This is a genomic window from Pseudonocardia sp. McavD-2-B (assembly GCF_024124365.1).
In the GTDB taxonomy this organism is placed as follows: Bacteria; Actinomycetota; Actinomycetes; order Mycobacteriales; family Pseudonocardiaceae; genus Pseudonocardia; species Pseudonocardia alni.
In genome coordinates this window covers 1-20,840 of sequence record NZ_JAMXSG010000028.1, presented here as the reverse complement: position 1 = coordinate 20,840, position 20,840 = coordinate 1, and the positions used below count along the sequence as shown (strand labels likewise).

The following is a 20,840-nucleotide window of genomic DNA, read 5'->3' as shown; positions in this document are numbered from 1 at the left end:
GGATCGGCGCCCGGTCGGCCACCGCCGGGCCGTGCGTCGCGCCCCGGGCAGGACATCCGACGTGGTCGCGCCGGGTCTACGTCACTTGTCCCGGTCGATCCGCGACGGCCGGCGATGCCCGGTCCGGTCATCCGCGTGATCCCTGGTGACGGGCTCGTTCCCTAGCGTCGTAGTAGGTCCGCACGACCCGGACCGGTGGCGCTGCCCGAGGTGGTCTCGCAGGCGGTGCACCGAACCAGGCCACCCAGGAGAGGTTCATACACGATCATGACGTCCGAGAGTCTTGCGGCGGCCCTCGCCCGCGTCGGGAACCCTGTCGAGCTGCTGCGCAACACCGCGGCCCGCGCGCACACGTTCCCGGTCGCCCCGGAGTTCAGCAACTGGCGTTCCGAGCAGCGGGCCTGGGCGGAGTCGTGCGCGCTGCTCGACCAGTCGCACCACATGACCGACCTGTTCCTCGAGGGTCCGGACGCGCTGCGGCTGCTCAGCGACCTGGCGGTCAACACCTTCGCGAACTTCGGGGTGAACAGGGCCAAGCAGTTCGTGGCGGTGAACCCGAGCGGGCAGCTGATCGGCGACGCGATCCTGTTCCACCTGGAGGAGGAGCTGTTCGACCTCGTCGGCCACCCGATGGTCATCGACTGGGTGCTGTTCCACCTCGAGCGCGGTGACTACGAGGTGACCGCCGAGCGGGACGACAACTCCGCCGTGCGCACGGACGGCCCGCCGAGGTTCTACCGCTACGAGCTGCAGGGCCCCACGGCGGCGGCGGTGCTCGAGCAGGCCACCGGCGCCGCGCTGCCCGACACGAAGTTCTTCCACATGGCCGACTTCACCATCGCGGGCCACGCCGTGCGCGGGCTGCGTCACGGCATGGCGGGCCAGCCCGGGTTCGAGCTGTTCGGACCGTGGGCCGACGGCGAGGCCGTCCTCGCCGCGCTGCTCGAGGCGGGCGAGGACCACGCGCTGGTCCGGGCCGGGGCGAAGGCCTACTCGACGGCCAACCTGGAGTCCGGCTGGGTGCCCGCGCCGATCCCGGCGATCTTCGGGGACGACCCGCTGCTCCAGGCCTACCGCGAGTGGCTGCCCGCGTCCGCCGTGGGTGCCATCGGCGGCAGCGTCGACTCCGACGACATCGCCGACTACTACCTGACGCCCTACGACATCGGCTACGACCGCAACGTCAAGTTCGACCACGAGTTCGTCGGTCGCGCAGCCCTCGAGGAGCTGGCGACGAACCCGCCGCGCACCAAGGTCACGCTCGTCTGGGACAACGACGACGTCACCGCCGCGATCGGCTCGCTGCTCGGCAAGGGGCCCGGCGCCAAGTACCTCGACCTGCCGAAGATCCGCTACGCGCTGCACCAGGAGGACAAGGTCCTGCGCGACGGGAAGCAGGTCGGCATCTCGCTGGACTGCGGCTACATCGCCAATGAGCGCGCCATGGTCTCGCTGGCGACCCTGGACAAGGAGCACGCCGAGCCCGGCACCGAGGTCACCGTCGTCTGGGGTGAGGAGCCCAACTCGGCGAAGCCGCAGGTCGAGGAGCACACGACCTGGACGGTCCGGGCCACCGTCGCGCCGGTGCCGTTCGTCCGGTTCGCACGCAACGACTACCGGAGCACGTGATGACCTCGGTACAGAATGAGCGGACCCCCGCGGCCGGGCGTCCGACGGGCAGACAGGCCCTCGCCCGTGCCCTGCGCGACGCGACCTACGAGATCCTCCCCTTCAGGAGCGCCGAGGAGAAGGTGCTCGCCCACGTCCCCACCGACGTCGCGCTCACCGTCACCACCACCGAGGCCAAGGGGCTCGGCCCGACGATCGACCTCGCGGTGAGGCTCGGCGAGGCCGGCTACCGGGCCGCTCCGCACCTGGCCGCCCGGCAGGTCAGGGACCGGGCGCACCTCGAGGACCTCGTCGCGCGGCTGCGCGAGGCGGGCACCGACAGCGTGTTCGTCATCGGCGGCGACGCGGCCGAGGCGGGGGAGTACCCCGACGCGCTGAGCCTGTTGCAGGCGCTGAAGGAGATCGGGCACCCGTTCTCCACCGTCGGGATCGGCGGCTACCCCGAAGGGCACGGGAAGATCAGCGACGAGCTGATCGAGGCGGCTCTGAAGGCCAAGGCGCCGCACGCCACCCAGGTCATCACCCAGCTGTGCTTCGACGGCGACACCACCGTCGACTGGGCCCGCACGGTCGCCGCCGACGGTGTCGGCCTGCCGATCCGCGTCGGCATCCCCGGCGCCGTCAGCAGGCAGAAGCTGATCCGGGTCTCGGCGGGCCTCGGCCTGGGCCAGTCCGCGAAGTTCCTGAGCAAGCAGCAGAACATGCTGTGGCGGTTCTTCCTGCCCGGCGGCTACAGCCCGAACAAGCTCGTCGAGCGGCTCACCCCGGCGTTCGCCCGGCCGGACAACAACCTGGCCGGCTTCCACGTCTTCACCTTCAACGACCTGGACAGCACCGAGGCCTGGCGGCAGCGCTGGCTGGCCACGCTCTCCTGACCCGTCCACGCCACCCGAGGAGTCCTGCAGCGATGAGTGCCCAGGTGATCGACGGGCGTGCCTGCGCCCGCGCCCTCAAGGAGAGCCTGGAGGTGGACGTCGCACGCCTCCGCCACGAGGGCCTCGGTATCGGGCTGGCCACCGTCGTGATCGGTGACGAGTACAGCTCCGGCGCCTACGAGCGGCGCCTGCGCCGGCTGGCGGACGAGCTGGGCGTGACCTACTCGCCGCAGACGCTGCCCGGCGACACCGATCAGGAGGCGCTGCTCACCCGGATCGGCGAGCTCAACGCCGACCCCGCGGTGTCCGGCATCCTGGTCCTGCGCCCGCTGCCGTCACACATCGACGAGGCCGCCGTCTTCCGGGCCATCGACCCGATGAAGGACGTCGAAGCGGTCCACCCGGAGAACGCCGGGCTGCTCGCCCTCGGCGTCCCACGGTTCGTGCCCTCCACGGCCGCGTCCTGCTTCCACCTGCTCGACACCTGGCTCGACTCCGTCGGCGAGGACCGTGCCGACTTCTATCACCGCGCGAACATCGTGGTGGTGGGCCGTTCGAACAACGTGGGCAAACCCGCGATCTCGCTCGGCTACGAGCGCCAGGCCACCGTGCAGTCCGTCGACGAGTGGGCCGACCGCACCACCGGGATCGGCCGGTACACCCGGTGGGCGGACGTCCTGATCGTCGCCGCGGGCAAGGCCGGGCTGATCAGGGCCGAGCACGTCGGCGAGAACGCCGTGGTCATCGACGTCGGCATCAACGCCGCCACCGGACCGGACGGCAGGGTGCACATGGTCGGCGACGTGGACCACGACGCCGTCGCCCCGCGTGTCCGCGCCCTCACCCCGGTGCCGGGCGGTGTCGGCCCGGTCACCGACGTCTGGCTGCTCCGCAACACCGTCATCGCGGCCCGCCTGCTCGCGGGCCGGCCGATCGACCTGGCCCGGCCGTCCCTGCCGACGCCGGCGCGCGTACTCCTGGAGGCATCGTGACCCCGCCCCTGGGCGCCCAGCACGGCGCTCTGCTGCTGTCCTGCCCCGACGCACCCGGCATCGTGCACGCCGTCACCGGCCTGCTCGCCGAGGAGCGGTGCACCATCGTGCAGAGCGCGCAGTTCGGCAGCTCGACGAGCGGCACCTTCTTCATGCGGGTCGAGTTCGCCCGCATCGACGGCTCCCCGCTGGACCTCGACGCCCTGGGCCGCCGCGTCGGGTCGCTGGCCGAGCGGTTCGACATGACCTGGCAGCTCGCCGACGCCGCCCGGCGGCAGCGGGTCGTCATCATGGTCAGCAGGTTCGCGCACTGTCTGAACGACCTGCTGTTCCGCAACTCCATCGGCGAGCTGAACCTCGACGTCGTCGCGGTCGTGTCCAACCACCCCGATCTCGGCCGGATCGCGGACAGCTTCGGGGTGCCCTTCCGCCACATCCCGGTGACCGGGGAGACGAAGGCCGAGGCCGAGGCCGAGCTGGTCAAGCTCGTCCGGAGCGAGGACGTCGATCTCGTCGTCCTCGCCCGCTACATGCAGATCCTGTCCGACGACCTGTGCACGCAGCTCGACGGCAAGGCCATCAACATCCACCACTCGATGCTGCCGAGCTTCAAGGGCGCCAAGCCCTACCACCAGGCGCACGCCCGCGGCGTGAAGTTCATCGGCGCCACCGCGCACTACGTGACCGCGGACCTGGATGAGGGCCCGATCATCGAGCAGGAGCTCATCCGGGTCGACCACTCGCTGAGCCCCGACCAGCTCGCCGCCCGCGGTCGTGAGGCCGAGAGCCGGGCCCTGGCCCGCGCGGTGCGGTGGCACACCGAGAACCGGATCGCCGTGATCGGCAACAGGACGGTCGTGTTCTCGTGACCTCCGGGGACCTGGCAGACACCACGATCGGCGGGTTCCTCGACTCCCTCGCCGCCCGCGCGCCCGCCCCGGGCGGCGGAGCGACGGCCGCGCTGCACGCCGCGCAGGCCGCGGCACTGATCAGCATGGTCGCCCGCTACACGAGCGGCCCGGCCTGCGCCGACCACGCCGACCTGGTCTCCAGGATCCTCGAGGACGCCGAGGCCGACCGCGCCGTGGCCCTCGCGCTCGCCGACGCCGACGCCGACGCGTTCACCGCGGTCACCGAGGCGTACGCCCTGCCGCGCGGCACTGACGACGAGCAGGCCCGCCGCAGCGAGGCGATCGCCGACGCGCTGGTCGGCGCCGCCGGCCCGCCCGCGGACGTCATCCGCACCGCCGTCGCGCTGGTCGCCCTGGCCGAGGCCCTGCTACCGGTGGCGAACCGCAACGTCGTCACTGACGTCGCCGCGGCCACCGAGGCGGCCCGGGCCGCCGCCACCACGGCCCGGCTCAACGTGGAGATCAACCTCGGCGGCATCCGGGACGAGAAGGTCCGCACCGAGCTGGTCGGCATCGCCGATCGGGTGCCTGAAGTCGTCGACCGGGCGGCCGCCGTCGAGCTGCGCGTGCGCGCCCTTCTCCGCTGACCCGGTGGCAGCTCGTCGAGGGAGCGCCGGTGCGTGGTAGGTGGCCACGCCGGCGGAACGAGGGGAGTCGACAACGATGTCAGAGCGCAGCGGAGAGATGTGGGCGGCGCGTCCGCCCGCCCGTACCTGGGAGGAGCACTGTGTCGCGTGACCGCCGGCGGGGTCCCCGGGAGTCCCGGCGCCTCCCGCGGTGGAGCGAGATCGCGCCGCTGCTCGCCTCGGCCCCGCGCGACCGCGACCCCGTGCGGCGCAGGCTCGCGCGGGCCCACGACATCGAGGACCTGCGGGAGATGGCGCGCCGCCGCACGCCCCGTTCGGTGTTCGACTACGTGGACGGCGGAGCGGAGACCGAGAGCACCCGACGCCGCAACGCCTCGGCGTTCGACGACGTCGAGTTCCTCCCGCAGGTCCTGCGCGACGTGAGCCGGGTCGATCCGGGCACCACGATCCTGGGCCGCCCCGTGTCGATGCCGTTCGTCTTCGCCCCGACCGGCTTCACCCGCATGGTGCAGCACGAGGGCGAGGCCGCGGTGGCCCGGGTGGCCGAGCGGGAGGGCGTGCCGTACGCGCTGTCGACCATGGGCACGATCTCGCCGGAGGACCTCGCCGCGGCGGCGCCGGGGGCCGACCGGTGGTTCCAGCTCTACGTCTGGCGCGACCGTGCCGCGTCCCGCCGACTGCTGGAGCGCGCGGCGGCGGCCGGCTTCACCACCCTCGTCGTGACGGTCGACGTCGCCGTCCCCGGAGCACGGCTCCGCGACCTGCGCAGCGGCATGACCATCCCGCCCACCCTGACCCTCCGCACCCTGGCGGGGATCGCCCGCAGGCCGCGGTGGTGGATCGACGTGGTCACGCACGAACCGCTGCGGTTCGCCGCTCTGGAGGAGGCAGGGGGCGGATTCGCGGAGGTCGTCGACGGGGTCATGGATCCCGGGGTGGACTTCGGGGACCTCGAGTGGATGAGGGAGCACTGGTCCGGCGATATCGTGGTCAAGGGCGTGCTCCACCCCCGGGACGCGCGGACCGTCGTCGACTGCGGGGTCCAGGCGGTCGCGGTCTCCAACCACGGGGGCAGGCAGCTGGACCGTGCCGCGTCGACGCTCGCGGCGCTGCCCGAGGTCCGGGCGGCGGTCGGGACGGACGCCGAGGTCTACCTGGACGGCGGGGTGCGGTCCGGGACCGACCTCGCGGCTGCGCTCGCGCACGGGGCGGACGCCGTCCTGGTGGGACGGCCCTATCTCTACGGACTGATGGCCGGGGGTGAGCAGGGGGTGAGCCGGGTCCACGACCTCTACCGGCAGGGCTTCCTGCGTGCCCTCGCCCTGCTCGGGGTGACGTCCGTGGGAGAGCTGGGACCGCACCTGCTGCGGTGCCCGCCCGCCCACGGACCCCGGGTCACGACGCCGGTCGAGTGACCGTGTGCGGCTCGGTGAAGGCGTACAGACCGTCCTGACCGAGCTCTCGGCCGATCCCGCTCTGCCGGAACCCTCCGAACGGGGCGCGGTCGTCCGCCGCGGTGGCGTTCGCCTGGTTGACCCAGGTGGTCCCGGTCCGCATCCGTCGCGCGACGGCGGCGGCACGGTCCGGATCGGCGGACCAGACCGAGGAGCACAGCCCGGACCACTCCTCGTCCAGACCGGCGAGCAACGGCTCGAGGTCGTCGTAGGCGAGCACGGGCAGGGTCGGGCCGAACTGCTCCTCGTGGACGATCGCGAGGTCCGGATCGGGGTCGACGACCAACGACGGGCGGAGGAAGTGGCCCGTACCCACCGCGTCGGACAGGCTGCCGTACTCGCGGACCTCCGCCCCCCGGGCGCGCGCCTCGTCGAGCTGGGCGAGCACACGGTCGCGTCCGGCGGCGGTGTGCACGGGACCGTAGGTGCTGGCCGGGTCGAGGCCCGGCCCGGTCCGCTGCCGGTCCAGCTCCGCGCCCAGGGCCTCGATCACCTCGTCCCGGCGGCGGCGCGGGACGTAGAGCCGCTTGACGGCCATGCAGACCTGGCCCGAGGTCATGAACGTCGCCCCGACCAGGGCGGACACGGTGCGTTCGTCGAGCTCGACGTCGTCGAGCAGGACGGCCGGGTCGTTGCCGCCCAGCTCCAGGGTCACCGCGGCCAGTGACCGCGCCGCCAGCGCCATCACCGCGCGACCGCCCGCGGTGCTGCCGGTGAACACGACGTGCTGCACGCGCGGGTCGACGAGCAGCGGCTCGACGGCGTCGTTGGTGCCGGTGACGACGTTCAGCACGCCCGGCGGGAGCCCCTCGGCGAGCGCCCGCACCGTCTGCACCACCGACAGCGGGGTGGTGGGCGGCGGCTTGACCACGACGGTGTTCCCCGCCACCAGCGCATAGGGCAGGCTCGCGGCCAGGATGGCGAGCGGCCAGTTGAACGGCACGACCACCGTCACGACACCCACGGGCAGCCGCAACACCTCCGTGTGGAAGGGCGGGGCGGGCAGGGTCCGGGACGGTTCGAAGGTCGCGGCCAGCGACGCGGCGTGCCTGCAGCGCATCTCGAACACGGCCAGGTCGGCGAAGGACTCTCCGAGGACCTTCCCGTTCTCGGCCGTCAGCACGGGCGCGACGGCCGGGGCCAGCCCGGCGAGCGGTGCGAGCGCCCGGAGCAGGATCTCGGCACGCTCGGCCGTGTCCCGCCGGGACCAGGCCGGGAAGGCCGCGTGGGCGGTGGCGACGGCGTGCTCGGCGTCCTGCGGGGTGGCGGACGCGGCGCGCCCGACGACGCGCTCCGGGGCGGCCGGGTCGTGGACGTCGAAGAACTCCGCGGTGGGCAGGTCCTGCCCGCCGATGTGGAGCAGGGCGGTGACCTCGGGGGCCGCCACGTCGGACGTGGTCATGGGGTACCTCCGGTGAGGGGTGGGATCGGGCCGGACAGCGGATCAGGTGAGCGCGGTGCGGGCGCTCTCCCGCGAGAGGAGGACGGCGAGGAAGCCGGCCGCGCACAGCGCGGCGTAGTAGACGAGGGAGGCGGTGAGCCCTCCGGTCGCGGCGACGAGCGCGGCCGAGACGACCGGCAGCAGCCCGCCGCCCAGGACGGTGCCGATCTGGCGGCCGAGGGCGATCCCGGACAGGCGCACCCGGGCGTCGTCGAACTGTTCCGGGTAGAAGCTGCCGGTCACCGCGAGGCTCATGGGCTGCAGCACCGCGCCGGGGATCGCGAGCGCGAGCACGACGAGGGCGGGATCGGCGGTACGCAGCAGGGGGAAGAACACGGCCACCACGTAGAGGCAGCCGAGCGCGTAGGCCAGCAGCAGCAGCGGCCGGCGCCCCACCCGGTCGCTCAGCCAGCCGAACAGCGGGTTGGTCAGCATTCCCAGGCCGTTGCCGATCACGATTCCCAGCAACGGCAGTGCCGGGCTCAGCCCGAGGGTGCCCGTCACGTAGGACAGGCCGAAGATCGCCGTGAAGTAGAAGACCGAGGACTCGGCCACCGCGGCGAACAACACCCGGGCCGTGGCCGCCTTGTGGCTGCGCAGCACGACCAGCAGCGGCATCCGTTCGGCACCCGCGGCGCCGACGGCCCGGGTGAACAGTGGCGACTCCGCCACCCGCACCCGCATGTAGAGGCCGACGAAGAAGATCACCGCGCTGGCCAGGAAGGGCAGGCGCCAGCCCCACGCGAGCAGGTCCTCCCGCGGCATCAGTCCCACGAGCAGCACCGCGGTCGCGCCGAGGACCGTGCCCCCCGCGGCGCCACTCTGCACGATCGCGGCGAACAACCCGCGGCGGCCACCCGGGGCGCTCTCGGTGGCGAGCAGGGGCCCCGCCGCGGACTCGCCGCCGAGCGCGAGACCCTGGACGAAACGCAGCACGACGAGCACGACCGGGGCGAGGAGCCCGATGGTCGTATACGTCGGCAGCAGCCCCATCGCCGTCGTCGCGGCGCCGGCCAGGGCCATAGTCCAGATCATGATCGGTTTACGGCCCACCCGGTCACCGAGGTGACCGAACACGATGCCGCCGAGCGGACGGGCGAGGAAACCGACCGCGAACACGCTGAAGGCGGCGATGGTGCCGACCAGCGGGCTGAACTGGGGGAAGAACAGGACGTCGAGCGCGACGGGGGCCAGGAAGCCGTAGACCAGGAAGTCGTACCACTCGATGGTGGTGCCGAGGAACGTCGAGGCGAGCATGCGACGCGAGCCCTTCGCGTCCCCGCCTCCCGGTGCGGGGTCGGCGGCGGCTCCGGCCGCGGTGTTCTCCGAGTAGGTGGACATCGTCGTCGTTCCTTCCCAGGGTCAGCGGACGTGTACGTCGAGGAGCACGGGGCCGGACGAGGTCAGTGCCCGCCGCAGCGCGTCCGCGAGCTCCGCGGGGCGCTGCACCGTCACGCCGGCGCACCCCATGTCGCGGGCCAGTCCGGCGTAGTCGATGCCGGTCACCGCGGTGCCGACCGGCTTGTCGATCCCGAAGTGGGCGGCGAACCCGTCGAGGGCGGCGTAGCCGCCGTTGTTCACCACGACGAAGGTGACCGGGGTGTTCTCGTGCGCCGCCGACCACAGCGCCTGGACCGCGTACATGCTCGACCCGTCGCCGAGCAGCGCGATCACCCGCTGTCCGGGCCGGGCGAGCGCGACACCGACCGCGGCGGGCATGCCGTGCCCGAGCCCGCCGCTGGCGCAGGTGAAGAAGGTCTCGGGACCGGTGAACGGCAGCCGCTCCTGCATCACCGCGCGGGTGCTGGGCGCCTCCTCGACCACGATCGCCGACTCCGGTCGCTCGTCGGCGAGGGTCTGCAGGAGGAAGGCCTCGGTGAGCTCCGCGGGCGCGGTGAGCCGCGCGGGGCGTGGCCTGCCCGGCGGAGCGGAGCGGGCGGGCGGGGCGCTTGCGGCCAGCACCTCGGTGACCGTGGCGCGGACGCCGCCCACGAGCGCCGTCCCCTCCGGCGTCCACGCCGCGGTGTCGGGGTCCTCGACGACCTGGAAGAGGACGCAGCCGGCCGGCAGCAGGGGACCGCGCCCCTCCACGTGGAAGGTGAAGACGGGGGCGCCGAGCACCACCACCAGGTCGTGGCCGGCGAGCCGTTCCCGGATCGTCTCGCGCGCCGCGGGCAGGAAGCCGGCGTACAGGGGGTGGTCCTCCGGGAACCCGCACCGCGGGGACAGCGGTGCGGTCCACACGCGGGCCCGGTGTCGTTCGGCCAGCGCGACCACCTCGGCGAAGGCGTGGTCACGGTCGACCTCGGCGCCCACGACCAGCGCGGGGGAGACCGCCCGGTCGAGCGCGGTGACGAGTCCCGCCACGAGGTCGGGGTCCGGTCGCGCCGCCGCGCCGACGGGGCGCGGCCGGGGGTCCGCCCCGGGCTCGGCGGGTACCTCCCAGTCGTCGACCGGGATCGAGAGGAACACCGGGCCACGCGGTGGCGTCATCGCGACGTGGTAGGCGCGGGCGAACGCCGCGGGGACGTCCTGCGGTCGGGCCGGCTCGCAGCTCCACTTGACGTAGGGGCGCGGCAGCTCGGTCGCCCGCTCGTTCATCAGGAACGGCTCGCCGACCAGCAGCGACCTCGCCTGCTGTCCGGCCGTGACGACCAGCGGCGTGCGGTTGCGCCACGCGGTGAACAGGTTGCCCATCGCGTGGCCCACCCCCGCCGCCGAGTGCAGGTTCACCAGTGCCGCGGTGCCCGAGGCCTGGGCGAAGCCGTCGGCCATCCCGACGACGACGGACTCCTGCAGGCCCAGGACGTAGTCGAAGTCGTCGGGGAAGTCCCGGAACATCGGCAGCTCGGTCGAGCCCGGGTTGCCGAAGACCGTCGTCATGCCGCGGGCTCGCAGCTGCGCCACGACGACGTCGCGCACGGTCGTGCTCATGCCCATCCCTCCGTTGCGGGTGCAGAGCGCCGGTCCGATGGCCGGCCGGGCCCGAGGATCCTGGATCGCGGACAGGCAACCAATGCATAGGACCGTCGAGAGTCATAACCTCTGGGCATGACCTTCGAGGCAGGGCAGCTGCGGGCCTTCCTGGCGGTGGCCGAACACGGGGGCGTCGGGCGGGCGGCCGCCGACCTCGGCCTGACCCAGCCCGCGGTGAGCCGGTCGCTGCGCCGGTTGGAGGTGGCGCTCGGCGCACCGCTGTTCGAGCGGCACAGCACCGGCATGCGCCTGACCGAGTACGGCCGCGCGCTGGCCCCGCGGGCCCGCGCCATCGAGGAGGAGGCCCAGCGTGCAGTGGAGGAGATCCACACCATGCAGGGCCGGGGCCGGGGCACGCTGCGGGTGGGCAGCGTCGGGTCGGTGATCGCCCACCTGGTTCCGCGGGCCGTCGACGCGCTGCTGGTCGGGCACCCGGGGCTGGAGGTCCACATCCTCGAAGGGGTCGAGGACGTGCTGGTCGAGGCGCTGGCGGCCGCCGAGATCGACGTCGCCGTCGGCGCTGAGCTCGACGCGGACGAGCGGATCGCCGTCGTGGGCAGCCTGCGCTGGCAGGACCACGTCACGGTGGTCGCCGCGACCGGGCACCCGCTGCGCGCCGAACCGGGAGTGGAGCTCGCCGACCTGCTCGACCAGCGCTGGGCGATGCCACCGGCGCGGACGGCGCCCCGCCGCGCCCTCACCGAGATCTTCCGCCGCGCCGGGCTCGACGAGCCGCGGACCACCGTGACGACCCGCTCGGTGGTCGCGCTGAAGGCGCTGGTGGCCGACGCGGGATTCCTCAGCGTCATGCCCCGGCCGCTCTTCTCCGCCGAGCGCCGGGCCGGGACGATCGAGTCCCTCCACGTGCCGGGGGGGACCCGGGCGCGCCGGTTCGGGGTGTTCCGCAGGCGCGGCGGAGCGCTGACGGGGCCCGCCGAGTCCTTCGTGGAGGAGTTGCGGCCGATCATCGTCGCGCTGCGGACCTGAGCGCGCGCGCCTGCCGACGACCTCGGTCCGGCTGCCCGTCATCGCCGGGCCGGTTCAGGCGGAGGCCTCGTCGGGCAGTCGGCAGGCGGGCTCGGGCTCCTCGGCGTGCAGCACGCGCCGGCTCGCGGACAGGATCGCGACGAGGCTGATCAGCGACACCGCCCCGAGCAGGACGGAGACGGCGATCGAGCTGTCGAACTCGGCGAGCAGGGCGGTGGCGGCCAGCGGGGTGAGCCCACCCCCGAGGATCGACGCGATCGTGTAGGCGATGGAGGCGCCGCTGTAGCGCAGGCGGATCGGGAACATCTCGGTGATCAGCGCCGGCTGTGGCCCCGCCATGATCGAGTTCGCGGCGGTGATGACGAGCAGTGCCAGGACCATCAGCGGTACGGAGGCCGTGTCGACGAGCCAGAACAGCGGGAACGCCCAGAGGACTCCGATACCGGCGCCCAGGGCGAAGGTGGCCTTGCGGCCGAAACGGTCGCCCGCCAGGCCTGCGCCGAGCATCATCAGGATCCAGCCCACGCTGACGCCGACGAGGATCCACAGCATCGTCGAGGTGGGAAGGCCGAGCCTGGTCGTCCCGTAGGAGACCATGTTGACCGAGACGAGGTAGCCGATCGCCGGTGCGGCGATGGAGGCGAGGCTGCCGATCAGGATCTGTCGGGGGCTGCGCCGGAACACCTCGACGATCGGCATCTTCTCGACGGTGCCGGAGTCACGGACCTTCTCGAAGTCCTCGCTCTCCTCGATGGCCAGCCGGATGACGAGTCCGACGATGATGAGCAGCGCGCTGCTGAGGAATGCGACCCGCCACCCCCAGGCGGCGAACGCCTCCGGGGACATCAGGCTGGTGAGGAGCAGGAAGGCCAGCTGCGAGAGCAGGATGCCGGACGGCAGGCCGAGCTGGGGGAAGCAGCCGTAGAGCGAACGGCGCTTCGGTGGGGCGTTCTCGACGGCCATGAGTACCGCGCCCGCCCACTCGCCACCGACACCCGCACCCTGGATCAGCCGCAGCACCACGAGCAGGATCGGCGCCCAGATGCCGATGGTCTCGTAGGTGGGGATGAGACCGATGAGAGTCGTGGCGACGCCCATCATGAGCAGGGAGACGACCAGCATCGACTTGCGTCCGACACGGTCGCCGAAGTGGCCCATCACGATGCCACCGACGGGACGCGCGATGAATCCGACGGCGAAGGTACCGAGTGCGGCGAGGGTCCCCGCGGTCTCGGAGAAGCCGGGGAAGAACTGCGTGCGGAAGACCAGCGTGGCCGCGACTCCGTAGATGAAGAAGTCGTACCACTCGATGGTCGTGCCGATGTAGCTGGCGAACGCGACCGTACCGGGCTTGCGGCGGGCGGCAGTGCCTCCCGACCGGGCCGACGTGCTGGTGGCCATGAGGCTCCTCGTTGAGCGAGCCGGTCCTCTCGGACCGGGCGGGGACGGAGATGGATGCGTGGCGTGCGTGACCCGAGCGGGCCACGGTGATCAGTGCAGAAGACCGCCGCCGTCACAGACGAGCGACTGGCCCGTGATCCGTGCGCCGTCGGCGGAGGCCAGGAACGCGATCAGGCCCGCGAAGTCCTCCGGTGTCACGAACTCCTGGATCGCCTGCTGGGACATGGTCCGGGCGAAGACCTCGTCGCCCGAGTGCGCGCGGGTGCCGGGCGTGGCGACCTGGGCGGGCAGCACCGCGTTCACGCAGATGCGGTGCTCGCCCAGCTCACGGGCCATGACCCGGGTCATTCCGAGCAGTGCGCCCTTGCTGGCGATGTAGCCGATCCGTCCCGGTGCGCCGGTGAAGAACGTCCGGGACGCGACGTTGACGATCCGGCCGCGGTGCGCGCTGTCCCGCAGGTGGGGAAAGCAGGCCTGCACCATGAGCAGCGGGCCGACGGCGTTGACGTCGTAGAAGCGGTGCAGCTCCTCAGGCGTCGCCTCCAGCAGGCTCGCGCGGCCGGAGAGGAGCCCGGCGTTGTTGACCAGGACGTCCACGCCGCCGAACCGGTCGGCGACCTCGCCGACCGTGCGGCTGACGGCCGTACGGTCGGTGACGTCGCAGGCCCGGTGGACGATGGATCCCGGGAAGTCGTCCCTGCGCAGCTCCGCGGGATCGGTCGCCAAGTCCAGGGCGGCGACGGTCGCGCCGTCGGCGGCGAGCCGCCGCGCGATCGCGCTCCCCAGACCGCCCGCCGCGCCGGTCACGATCGCGACGACGCCGGCGAGCCGGGCGGTCACCCCTTCTTCTCCTGCGGGTGGGTGGCCAGTGCCTCGACGGTGACGTCCATCCACGTCCACATGGGCAGGGACACGAGGGCGTCGTGCAGGGCGGCGGGATCCTCGGCCTCGTAGAGGCCGATCGTGGCGTTGCGACCGGGCACCCGCCAGAGCCGCCGGAGGACACCGGCCTCGCGCAGCTCCGTCGCCCGCTCCCGCTCACCCTTCCTGAGCCGGTCCCGGATGTCGGCGGGAGTGTCGTTCGGCAGCCTGTTCTCGGTGCGGACCAGGAACTCCATGACGTGTCCTCTCAGCTCGGGACGATCTCGAGCAGCAGCGCGGCGAGCTCGTCGGGCGCGGTGACCATGGCCTCGTGACCGGTGGCGAGCCGGTGCGTCGGCCAGCCGCGGACCGCGGCACGTTCGGCGTGGGCCGCGAAGACCCGCATCCACTCCACGCACTCGATGAACACGGCCGGGACCTGGTCGCCCTTGCCGGTCAGCCGGAGCGGTTCGGTGTAGGTGAGCCAGGGGTGCGGGGTGAGCCGGGGGGTGAGCCAGTCGATGTCGGCCTGCTCGGTGACGCCGAGCTTTGTCAGCGACCGGGGTGGGACCAGCCACCCGAACCCGGGGCCCTCGGCGGCCTCGCGCCAGTGCCCGGCCACGGTGGCGGGCTGCAGGTCGATGGCGGCCTCTCCGTCGTCGCCGACGAAGGCGTCCAGGTAGACCCGGGTGGCCAGGCGCTCCGGGACCCGGTCGGCCGTGCCGGTGACGATCTGCCCGGCGTAGCTGTGCCCGACGAGCACGACCTCGCGCAGGTCGTAGGCCTCGATCATCCCGACGACGTCCTGGACGTGGGTCGAGAGCCCGACCTGCGGGGTGAGGGTGTGGGCGCGGTCGGACAGCCCGGTCAGGGTCGGGGTGTGGACGTCGTGGCCCGCGGCACGCAGGGCCGGGACCACCCGCTCCCACACCCAGCCGCCGTGCCACGCGCCGTGAACCAGGAGGAACGTGCTCACGGGGTCTCCTCCCCGTCGGCGAGGTCGTCGACGTAGCGGACGCCGAGACGTTCCAGCAGGGGGCGCATGCCGTAGACGTCGAGACCCAGCTCGCCGTCGCGGAACCGGCGACGCTTGGCCTCCTCGTTCGCCTCGCGTTCCGCCGCGGCCGCGACGACGGTCCCGCCGTCGGCCAGCGGGACACAGAGCACTCCGTCGTCGTCGGCGACGATGATGTCGCCGGGGTGGACGAGCTGACCGGCCACCACGACCGGCACGTTGACCGATCCCGGGACCGCCTTCGCGGTGCCCTGCGCGTGCACGGCCCGCGACCACACCGGGAAGCCCATCGCCTGCAGGTCCGCGATGTCGCGCACTCCGGCGTCGGTGACCAGGCCACGCACGCCGCGGTGCAGCAGCTGGGTGGCGAACAGGTCGCCGAACATCCCGTCGGTGCACCGCGAGGTGGTGGCGACCACCAGGACGTCGCCCGCCCGGCACTGCTCGATCGACGCGTGGATCATCAGGTTGTCCCCGGGATGCGACAGGACGGTCACCGCCCGTCCGGCGATCCGGGCACCGGGGTAGATCGGGCGCAGCTCGGGACCGAGCAGCCCACGACGGCCGTGGGCCTCGTGGGCGGTGGCGACGCCGCTCGTCGCCAGCGCGTCGACGACCTGCGGTGACGGCCCCCGCGTCGTCCGGACGATCACGTGGCCGGTCACAGCAGCACGTCCCCGACGATCGGGAACACCCGCTGGTAGGCCTCGGCCTGCACGATCGACCTGGCGCCGCCGTTCCGCACGGCCTGCACCCCCCGGCGCAGGCCGAGATCGGTGTAGTACTGCACGAGGTGCGCCTGCGCTCCCATGCACTCCATGGCCTTGCGCTTGCGGTCGAACACCGGGGTGATGTCCAGCAGCAGGTTCGGAGCGAAGCCGCACTGCTCGGGCTGGTGCGGCTCGAACTGCAGCACCTGCGGTGCTCCGATCGGGCTCGTCGAACGGTCGTGGCCCGCGGCCTGCGCGACCTGCCGGGCGAGCAGCGTCGCCTCGTGCGCGGCGTCGTGGTCGCGGTTGTACGGGTCGTTCGCGACATGGGTGAGCAGCAGCTTGGGTTGTGCCGACCGCATCGCGCCGACCATGCGGTCGAGCCCGGCGTCGTCGATGCGCAACGGGTAGTCGCCCAGGTCGAGGAAGGAGATCGCGGCGCCGAGCGCCTCCGCGGCCCCCTCGGCCTCGGCGCGCCTGCCCGCCTTCGCCTTCTCCAGGGTCATGCCCTCCTGCCGCCACAGGCCCTGGGACTCCCCGCGCTCGCCGTAGCTCAGACAGACGATGCGCACGTCGTAGCCGCGCTCGGCGTAGAGGGCGAGCGCTCCCCCCGCGCGCCACACGAAGTCACCGGAGTGGGCACTGACCACCAGTACGGAGGGTCGTTTCTCGTCAGCCATCGCTGCAGCCATCGCCTTCCTCGGCCGATCGGGACCGGCCACCGCGCGTCCGCGATGGCGCCGAGCACGACGCTAGAGACGGGCCCGGAACGGGGTAACTCGCGAATGACCGGACCGGTGCGGAGCCTCGGCCGGTCCCGCCTACGTCATTCGTCGTGGTGCCGGCGCGCCGCGACGGCCCGGTACGCGCGGGGGGCGACGGTGTAGCGCGCGCGGAAGAGCCTGCTGAAGTGGGAGGCCCGCGGGATGCCGACCGCCACGCCCACCTCCTGGACGGGGCGCGCGGGATCGTCGTCCAGCAGCTGCCGCGCGCGCTCGAGCCGGGCCTCGCGCAGCCAGGTCGCCGGTGTGGAGCCGACGTCGGCGAAGAGGGCGAACAGGTACCGCTCGGAGATGGGGATGGAGGCGGCCACACAGGCGGGGGAGAGGTCGGCCTCGTGCAGGTGGTCGCTCATGAAGCGGCGGGCCCGGCCGAGGAGCGCGGCCCGCGGGTTCGGCTGTCGCGAGGGACCGTCGACGCGGTCCAGCAGGGCCCCGGCGGTCAGTTCGGCCGCCGCACGGGCCGCTATCCGTGCGGAGGGGTCGTCCCGGTCGGTGGGCTGGCGGATCAGCGCCGGCAGCGCCGACGAGGCGACGGCGGCGGGGCCCGAGCGTCCGCTCATGGTCCACGCGGTCACCGGCCCCACCTGCCCGACCACGCCCGCCACGATCGGCCGTGGCACCTGCACCACGACCTGCTCGGTGTGTACGTGGAACCCCGCCGAGTACGCCGCGGCACCTGCGCGACACGGGTCGCGGGGCGACGACGATCCGGCGGATCCACGGGCCGCTCCGGGCGGACCTGAAGTACGCGGTGTCCACCGAGCGTCTCGCCAGCAACCCGGCCCTCGCCGTGGAGGGCGTGCCGAAGGCGTCGCGTCCGCAGATCAAGCCGTGGAGCCCCTCGGAGCCGGCCGCATTCCTGCGCGCCGCCGAGCCCGAGCGCCTCGCCCCGTTCTTCGAGCTGATGGCTGCCACGGTCTGCGTTGCGGAGGCAAAGGCTTCGACCAGACCTGCGACCACACCCGGCCCGCGAGGCGCCCTCGAGGGCGGCGCGACGGTGGGCGAGGCGTCGAACCAGTCGATCGGGGGCGAGACCGAGCCCCTGGACTTCGTCGGCGAGCACCTGCGGGGCGCGCGACCACGGTGCGACCAGACCGGGGTTCGGAGACGACGCTGGCCGCTCTCCCGAAGGGAGAACGGCCAGGTCAGTGATAGTGGTGCGCCGTCAGGGACTTGAACCCCGAACCCGCTGGTTAAGAGCCAGCTGCTCTGCCAATTGAGCTAACGGCGCATGTGTTCACTTGTGGTCCTGCGTGCGCCGTCAGGGACTCGAACCCCGAACCCGCTGGTTAAGAGCCAGCTGCTCTGCCAATTGAGCTAACGGCGCGTGTGGAGTTGTCGTGCCTCGCCCACGCACGGAGGATCGATCCCGGACGTGCGATGGGATCGATCGCCGAGGCGGCGACCGGGTGAGTGACGGGACTTGAACCCGCGGCCCCCTGGACCACAACCAGGTGCTCTACCAACTGAGCTACACCCACCATGCGTTCTCCCGGGCACTCCCGGAAGCGCTGGACTACTGTAGCCCGCCCGCTCCGGGGGGTGTCAGGCGGGGGTCGTACCGCCCTCCGGGGGTGCCGCGACGTGCGCGACCGCGGCCGCGGCGGCCTGCGCCTGCTCGGTCGTCGGACCGGGCGGGGCCACGAACAGCGCCTGCCGGTAGTAGGCCAGCTCGCGGATCGACTCGCGGATGTCGGCGAGCGCGCGGTGCGCGAGGCCCTTCTCCGGCTTCGCGTAGAACACCCGCGGGAACCAGCGCCGCGCCAGCTCCTTCACCGAGCTGACGTCGATCATCCGGTAGTGCAGGTACCCGTCGAGCTCGGTCATGTCCCGAGCGATGAAGCCGCGGTCGGTCGCGATCGAGTTGCCGGCCAGCGGCGCCGAGCGGGCGTCCGGGACGTGGGTGCGGACGTAGTCGAGCACCATCTTCTCGGCCTGCTCGATCGTGACCGTCGCGCGCCGGACCTCCTCGGTCAGCCCGGACCGGGCGTGCATGTCGCGCACGACGTCGGGCATCGCGTCGAGCTTCGCGTCGTCACAGGCGATCACCACGTCGACGCCCTCGCCGAGGATGTTGAGGTCGCCGTCGGTGACCAGTGCCGCGATCTCGATCAGGGCGTCGGAGCCCAGATCCAGCCCGGTCATCTCGCAGTCGATCCACACCAGCCGATCGGTCATCGTCACAGCCTAGGTGACGTCGTCGCGACCGGCGCGAGCCTCGGCCGTCACCGTCGGGGGAGTGCCCTAGGCTCGCGCCGTGGCTGACGACACACCTGCCCGCACCATCGCCGCCGGATACGCCACCGACGGAGCTGTGCTCGAGCTCGGCACCGTCCTGGTCGACGGGGTGTGCGACCCGCAGGCGCGGGTCCGGATCCCCCTCGCGACGCTGAACCGGCACGGCCTGGTGGCCGGGGCGACCGGCACCGGCAAGACCAAGACACTGCAGGCCCTGGCCGGGCAGCTGTCCGACGCCGGGGTCCCCGTCCTGCTCGCCGACGTCAAGGGCGACCTGTCCGGCATGGCCCGCGCGGGCGAGCCGGACGACAAGGTCACCGCCCGCGCGACCGACACCGGTGACGACTGGAGCCCGACCGCGTACCCGGTGCAGTTCCTGTCGCTGGGCGACGGCGGCGTCGCCGTCCCGGTGCGGGCGACGCTGACCCAGTTCGGCCCGATCCTGCTGGCCAAGGTGCTCGGCCTCAACGCCACCCAGGAGTCCACCCTCGGCCTGATCTTCCACTGGGCCGACCGGCGCGGGCTGCCGCTGCTCGACACCAAGGACCTGCGCGCGGTCATCCAGCACCTCACCTCCGACCAGGGCAAGGCCGACCTCAAGGGCATCGGCGGGGTCTCCCCGGCGACGGCCGGGGTCATCCTGCGCGCGCTGGTCAACCTGGAGGCCCAGGGCGGCGAGGAGTTCTTCGGCGAGCCCGAGTTCGACCCCGCGGACCTGATGCGTCAGATCGACGGCAAGGGCGTCGTCACCCTGCTGGAGCTGGCCGAACGCGCCGCGAACCCGGTGCTGTTCTCCACGTTCCTGATGTGGCTGCTCGCCGAGCTGTACGAGGAGCTGCCCGAGGCGGGCGACCTCGACCGGCCCAAGCTGGTGTTCTTCTTCGACGAAGCGCACCTGCTGTTCACCGACGCGTCGAAGGCGTTCCTCGACCGCATCGAGCAGACCGTCAAGCTCATCCGGTCCAAGGGCGTCGGCGTGTTCTTCTGCACCCAGCTGCCCACCGACGTGCCGAACGAGGTGCTGTCCCAGCTGGGCGCGCGGATCCAGCACGCGCTGCGGGCCTTCACCCCGGACGACCAGAAGGCGCTGTCGCGCACCGTGCGGACCTACCCGAAGTCCGACGTCTACGACCTGGAGTCGGCGCTGACCTCGCTGGGCACCGGTGAGGCGGTCGTCACGGTGCTGTCCGAGCGCGGCGCGCCCACCCCGGTCGCCTGGACCCGGCTGCGGGCCCCGCGCTCGCTGATGGCGGCCCTGTCGGTCGACGACGTCCGCGCCGACGCCGCCGCCTCACCGCTGCAGGCGAAGTACGGGCAGATGGTGGACCGCGAGTCCGCCTACGAGAAGCTCACCGCGAGCATCGCGGCCGGGCCGGGCGGCGAGGCGACGCCGGTCGAGGCGCCCCCGGCACCCGCCCCGGAGCCGGGCCAGGCCCCGCCGCCCCCGCCGCAGGACTCGCCGGGCGGCGGGTTCTTCTCCAAGATCGGGGACTTCCTGCAGTCGCCGACCGGTCGTCAGCTCACCAACACCGTGACCCGCGAGATCACCCGCAGCCTGTTCGGGACCCGCCGGCGTCGCTGACCCACGGGTCAGGCCCGGAACGGGGTGACCGCGTCCGGGGTCACCGCGGCCATCAGCGCGACGGCGTCGGCGGGGTCGAGGTCCAGCACCTGCACCGCGCCGCCGCCCGCGGCGGTGGTCGCCTCCAGCGTCAGCACCCCGGCGCGGCGCTGGAACAGGCTCTGCCGCACCCGCCATCCGATGACGCCGTCGCGGCGCAGCGCGGTCGTCGTGCGCAGCAGCGACCCGTGCCGGGCGACGAGGTAGCGCTCGTCGAGCCGGTGGCCCAGGGCGCGGTAGCGGTCCAGCGCGAGCGGCACGGCCACCACGACCAGCGCAACGCCGACGACGACCGGCCAGACCGCGGCGTCGAACCAGGCGAACACCCCGAGGGCGACGGCCGGGACGAGCGCGGGGCCG

General features: G+C 72.9%; 21 protein-coding genes and 3 tRNA genes. 9 read left to right on the top strand and 15 right to left on the bottom strand.

Annotated elements, in window-relative coordinates; all coding sequences use genetic code 11:
• Window positions 1-267: 267 nt before the first annotated feature.
• The 6 genes from NH602_RS06680 to NH602_RS06655 all read left to right on the top strand — a co-directional run bounded on the left by NH602_RS06680 (window position 268) and on the right by NH602_RS06655 (window position 6,409).
• On the top strand, window positions 268-1,629 hold the full coding sequence (locus tag NH602_RS06680) for an aminomethyltransferase family protein (RefSeq protein ID WP_073575429.1): 1,362 nt from the start codon (window positions 268-270) through the stop codon (window positions 1,627-1,629).
• Entirely contained in the window at window positions 1,629-2,504 is an 876-nt protein-coding gene (locus tag NH602_RS06675) for a methylenetetrahydrofolate reductase (protein ID WP_179760824.1), read from the top strand. Before NH602_RS06680 ends, NH602_RS06675 begins: the two co-directional genes overlap by 1 nt.
• A gap of 32 nt (window positions 2,505-2,536) precedes the next feature.
• Entirely contained in the window at window positions 2,537-3,496 is a 960-nt protein-coding gene (locus NH602_RS06670) for a bifunctional 5,10-methylenetetrahydrofolate dehydrogenase/5,10-methenyltetrahydrofolate cyclohydrolase (protein ID WP_253067320.1), read from the top strand.
• Window positions 3,493-4,365, top strand: coding sequence for a formyltetrahydrofolate deformylase (gene purU / locus NH602_RS06665; RefSeq protein WP_179760823.1), 873 nt, complete (start codon window positions 3,493-3,495; stop codon window positions 4,363-4,365). The genes NH602_RS06670 and purU overlap by 4 nt, the downstream gene beginning before the upstream one ends.
• Window positions 4,362-4,994, top strand: coding sequence for a cyclodeaminase/cyclohydrolase family protein (locus NH602_RS06660; RefSeq protein ID WP_253067319.1), 633 nt, complete (start codon window positions 4,362-4,364; stop codon window positions 4,992-4,994). The genes purU and NH602_RS06660 overlap by 4 nt, the downstream gene beginning before the upstream one ends.
• A gap of 140 nt (window positions 4,995-5,134) precedes the next feature.
• A complete protein-coding gene (locus tag NH602_RS06655; protein WP_073575425.1) occupies window positions 5,135-6,409 on the top strand; it encodes an alpha-hydroxy acid oxidase in 1,275 nt (424 codons plus the stop codon).
• Here the strand turns inward: NH602_RS06655 and NH602_RS06650 are convergent.
• From NH602_RS06650 to mdlC, 3 genes are read right to left on the bottom strand one after another with little or no spacing between them, the layout of a single operon-like run.
• Window positions 6,390-7,850: an aldehyde dehydrogenase family protein gene (locus NH602_RS06650; RefSeq protein ID WP_179760822.1), complete on the bottom strand. Its 1,461-nt coding sequence runs from the start codon at window positions 7,848-7,850 to the stop codon at window positions 6,390-6,392. The genes NH602_RS06655 and NH602_RS06650 overlap by 20 nt on opposite strands.
• A 42-nt stretch (window positions 7,851-7,892) precedes the next feature.
• Complete coding sequence (locus tag NH602_RS06645) at window positions 7,893-9,230, bottom strand: MFS transporter (RefSeq protein WP_073575423.1); 1,338 nt, start codon at window positions 9,228-9,230, stop codon at window positions 7,893-7,895.
• Window positions 9,231-9,251: 21 nt separating this feature from the next.
• Window positions 9,252-10,823 carry a benzoylformate decarboxylase gene (gene mdlC, locus NH602_RS06640; RefSeq protein WP_253067318.1) on the bottom strand — a complete coding sequence of 524 codons (1,572 nt, stop codon included), beginning with the start codon at window positions 10,821-10,823 and terminating at the stop codon, window positions 9,252-9,254.
• A 117-nt stretch (window positions 10,824-10,940) separates the two neighbouring features.
• Here mdlC and NH602_RS06635 point away from each other — a divergent pair, with 117 nt between their 5' ends.
• Window positions 10,941-11,852, top strand: a complete 912-nt coding sequence (locus NH602_RS06635) for a LysR family transcriptional regulator (RefSeq protein ID WP_179760820.1) — start codon at window positions 10,941-10,943, stop codon at window positions 11,850-11,852.
• Window positions 11,853-11,906: 54 nt separating this feature from the next.
• On the opposite strand, the gene NH602_RS06630 is transcribed toward NH602_RS06635, so the two are convergent.
• The 7 genes from NH602_RS06630 to NH602_RS31815 form a co-directional block, all read right to left on the bottom strand.
• Entirely contained in the window at window positions 11,907-13,253 is a 1,347-nt protein-coding gene (locus NH602_RS06630; protein ID WP_179760819.1) for an MFS transporter, read from the bottom strand.
• 90 nt (window positions 13,254-13,343) lie between these two features.
• Window positions 13,344-14,093, bottom strand: a complete 750-nt coding sequence (locus NH602_RS06625; protein ID WP_179760818.1) for an SDR family NAD(P)-dependent oxidoreductase — start codon at window positions 14,091-14,093, stop codon at window positions 13,344-13,346.
• Window positions 14,090-14,371, bottom strand: a complete 282-nt coding sequence (locus tag NH602_RS06620; protein ID WP_073575418.1) for a muconolactone Delta-isomerase family protein — start codon at window positions 14,369-14,371, stop codon at window positions 14,090-14,092. The genes NH602_RS06625 and NH602_RS06620 overlap by 4 nt, the downstream gene beginning before the upstream one ends.
• Window positions 14,372-14,382: 11 nt before the next feature.
• Window positions 14,383-15,090: an alpha/beta fold hydrolase gene (locus NH602_RS06615; protein ID WP_253067317.1), complete on the bottom strand. Its 708-nt coding sequence runs from the start codon at window positions 15,088-15,090 to the stop codon at window positions 14,383-14,385.
• Entirely contained in the window at window positions 15,087-15,794 is a 708-nt protein-coding gene (locus tag NH602_RS06610; protein ID WP_253067316.1) for a 4-carboxy-4-hydroxy-2-oxoadipate aldolase/oxaloacetate decarboxylase, read from the bottom strand. Before NH602_RS06610 ends, NH602_RS06615 begins: the two co-directional genes overlap by 4 nt.
• Window positions 15,791-16,489: a PIG-L deacetylase family protein gene (locus tag NH602_RS06605; RefSeq protein WP_308292814.1), complete on the bottom strand. Its 699-nt coding sequence runs from the start codon at window positions 16,487-16,489 to the stop codon at window positions 15,791-15,793. The genes NH602_RS06610 and NH602_RS06605 overlap by 4 nt, the downstream gene beginning before the upstream one ends.
• A gap of 176 nt (window positions 16,490-16,665) precedes the next feature.
• The gene (locus tag NH602_RS31815) at window positions 16,666-17,196 is read right to left on the bottom strand and encodes a helix-turn-helix domain-containing protein (RefSeq protein WP_161152699.1); all 531 of its coding nucleotides are present in this window, start codon (window positions 17,194-17,196) and stop codon (window positions 16,666-16,668) included.
• Window positions 17,197-17,372: 176 nt separating this feature from the next.
• Here NH602_RS31815 and NH602_RS06595 point away from each other — a divergent pair, with 176 nt between their 5' ends.
• On the top strand, window positions 17,373-17,798 hold the full coding sequence (locus NH602_RS06595) for a hypothetical protein (protein WP_253067314.1): 426 nt from the start codon (window positions 17,373-17,375) through the stop codon (window positions 17,796-17,798).
• Here NH602_RS06595 and NH602_RS06590 read toward each other — a convergent pair.
• The 4 genes from NH602_RS06590 to orn all read right to left on the bottom strand — a co-directional run bounded on the left by NH602_RS06590 (window position 17,777) and on the right by orn (window position 18,799).
• Window positions 17,777-17,852, bottom strand: a tRNA-Lys gene (locus NH602_RS06590). The genes NH602_RS06595 and NH602_RS06590 overlap by 22 nt on opposite strands.
• A gap of 23 nt (window positions 17,853-17,875) precedes the next feature.
• Window positions 17,876-17,948 (bottom strand) — tRNA-Lys (locus NH602_RS06585).
• An 81-nt stretch (window positions 17,949-18,029) separates the two neighbouring features.
• A tRNA-His gene (locus tag NH602_RS06580) sits at window positions 18,030-18,102 on the bottom strand.
• Between the two features lie 64 nt (window positions 18,103-18,166).
• A complete protein-coding gene (orn, locus tag NH602_RS06575; RefSeq protein ID WP_208821361.1) occupies window positions 18,167-18,799 on the bottom strand; it encodes an oligoribonuclease in 633 nt (210 codons plus the stop codon).
• 79 nt (window positions 18,800-18,878) lie between these two features.
• On the opposite strand from orn, the gene NH602_RS06570 reads away from it, so the two are divergent.
• Window positions 18,879-20,441 (top strand): helicase HerA-like domain-containing protein, encoded by a 1,563-nt coding sequence (locus NH602_RS06570; RefSeq protein WP_253067313.1) that lies wholly within the window; start codon window positions 18,879-18,881, stop codon window positions 20,439-20,441.
• A gap of 8 nt (window positions 20,442-20,449) precedes the next feature.
• Here NH602_RS06570 and NH602_RS06565 read toward each other — a convergent pair.
• Window positions 20,450-20,840: PH domain-containing protein (locus NH602_RS06565; protein WP_253067312.1), on the bottom strand; the 391-nt coding region annotated here is incomplete at its 5' end.

What these genes read in the sequence shown, in the direction of transcription:
- NH602_RS06680 (WP_073575429.1), top strand. Translation starts at nt 268, where the DNA reads ATGACGTCCGAGAGTCTTGCGGCGGCCCTCGCCCGCGTCGGGAACCCT.
- NH602_RS06675 (WP_179760824.1), top strand. Translation starts at nt 1,629, where the DNA reads ATGACCTCGGTACAGAATGAGCGGACCCCCGCGGCCGGGCGTCCGACG.
- NH602_RS06670 (WP_253067320.1), top strand. Translation starts at nt 2,537, where the DNA reads ATGAGTGCCCAGGTGATCGACGGGCGTGCCTGCGCCCGCGCCCTCAAG.
- NH602_RS06650 (WP_179760822.1), bottom strand. Translation starts at nt 7,850, where the DNA reads ATGACCACGTCCGACGTGGCGGCCCCCGAGGTCACCGCCCTGCTCCAC.
- NH602_RS06645 (WP_073575423.1), bottom strand. Translation starts at nt 9,230, where the DNA reads ATGTCCACCTACTCGGAGAACACCGCGGCCGGAGCCGCCGCCGACCCC.
- mdlC (WP_253067318.1), bottom strand. Translation starts at nt 10,823, where the DNA reads ATGAGCACGACCGTGCGCGACGTCGTCGTGGCGCAGCTGCGAGCCCGC.
- NH602_RS06635 (WP_179760820.1), top strand. Translation starts at nt 10,941, where the DNA reads ATGACCTTCGAGGCAGGGCAGCTGCGGGCCTTCCTGGCGGTGGCCGAA.
- NH602_RS06630 (WP_179760819.1), bottom strand. Translation starts at nt 13,253, where the DNA reads ATGGCCACCAGCACGTCGGCCCGGTCGGGAGGCACTGCCGCCCGCCGC.
- NH602_RS06620 (WP_073575418.1), bottom strand. Translation starts at nt 14,371, where the DNA reads ATGGAGTTCCTGGTCCGCACCGAGAACAGGCTGCCGAACGACACTCCC.
- orn (WP_208821361.1), bottom strand. Translation starts at nt 18,799, where the DNA reads ATGACCGATCGGCTGGTGTGGATCGACTGCGAGATGACCGGGCTGGAT.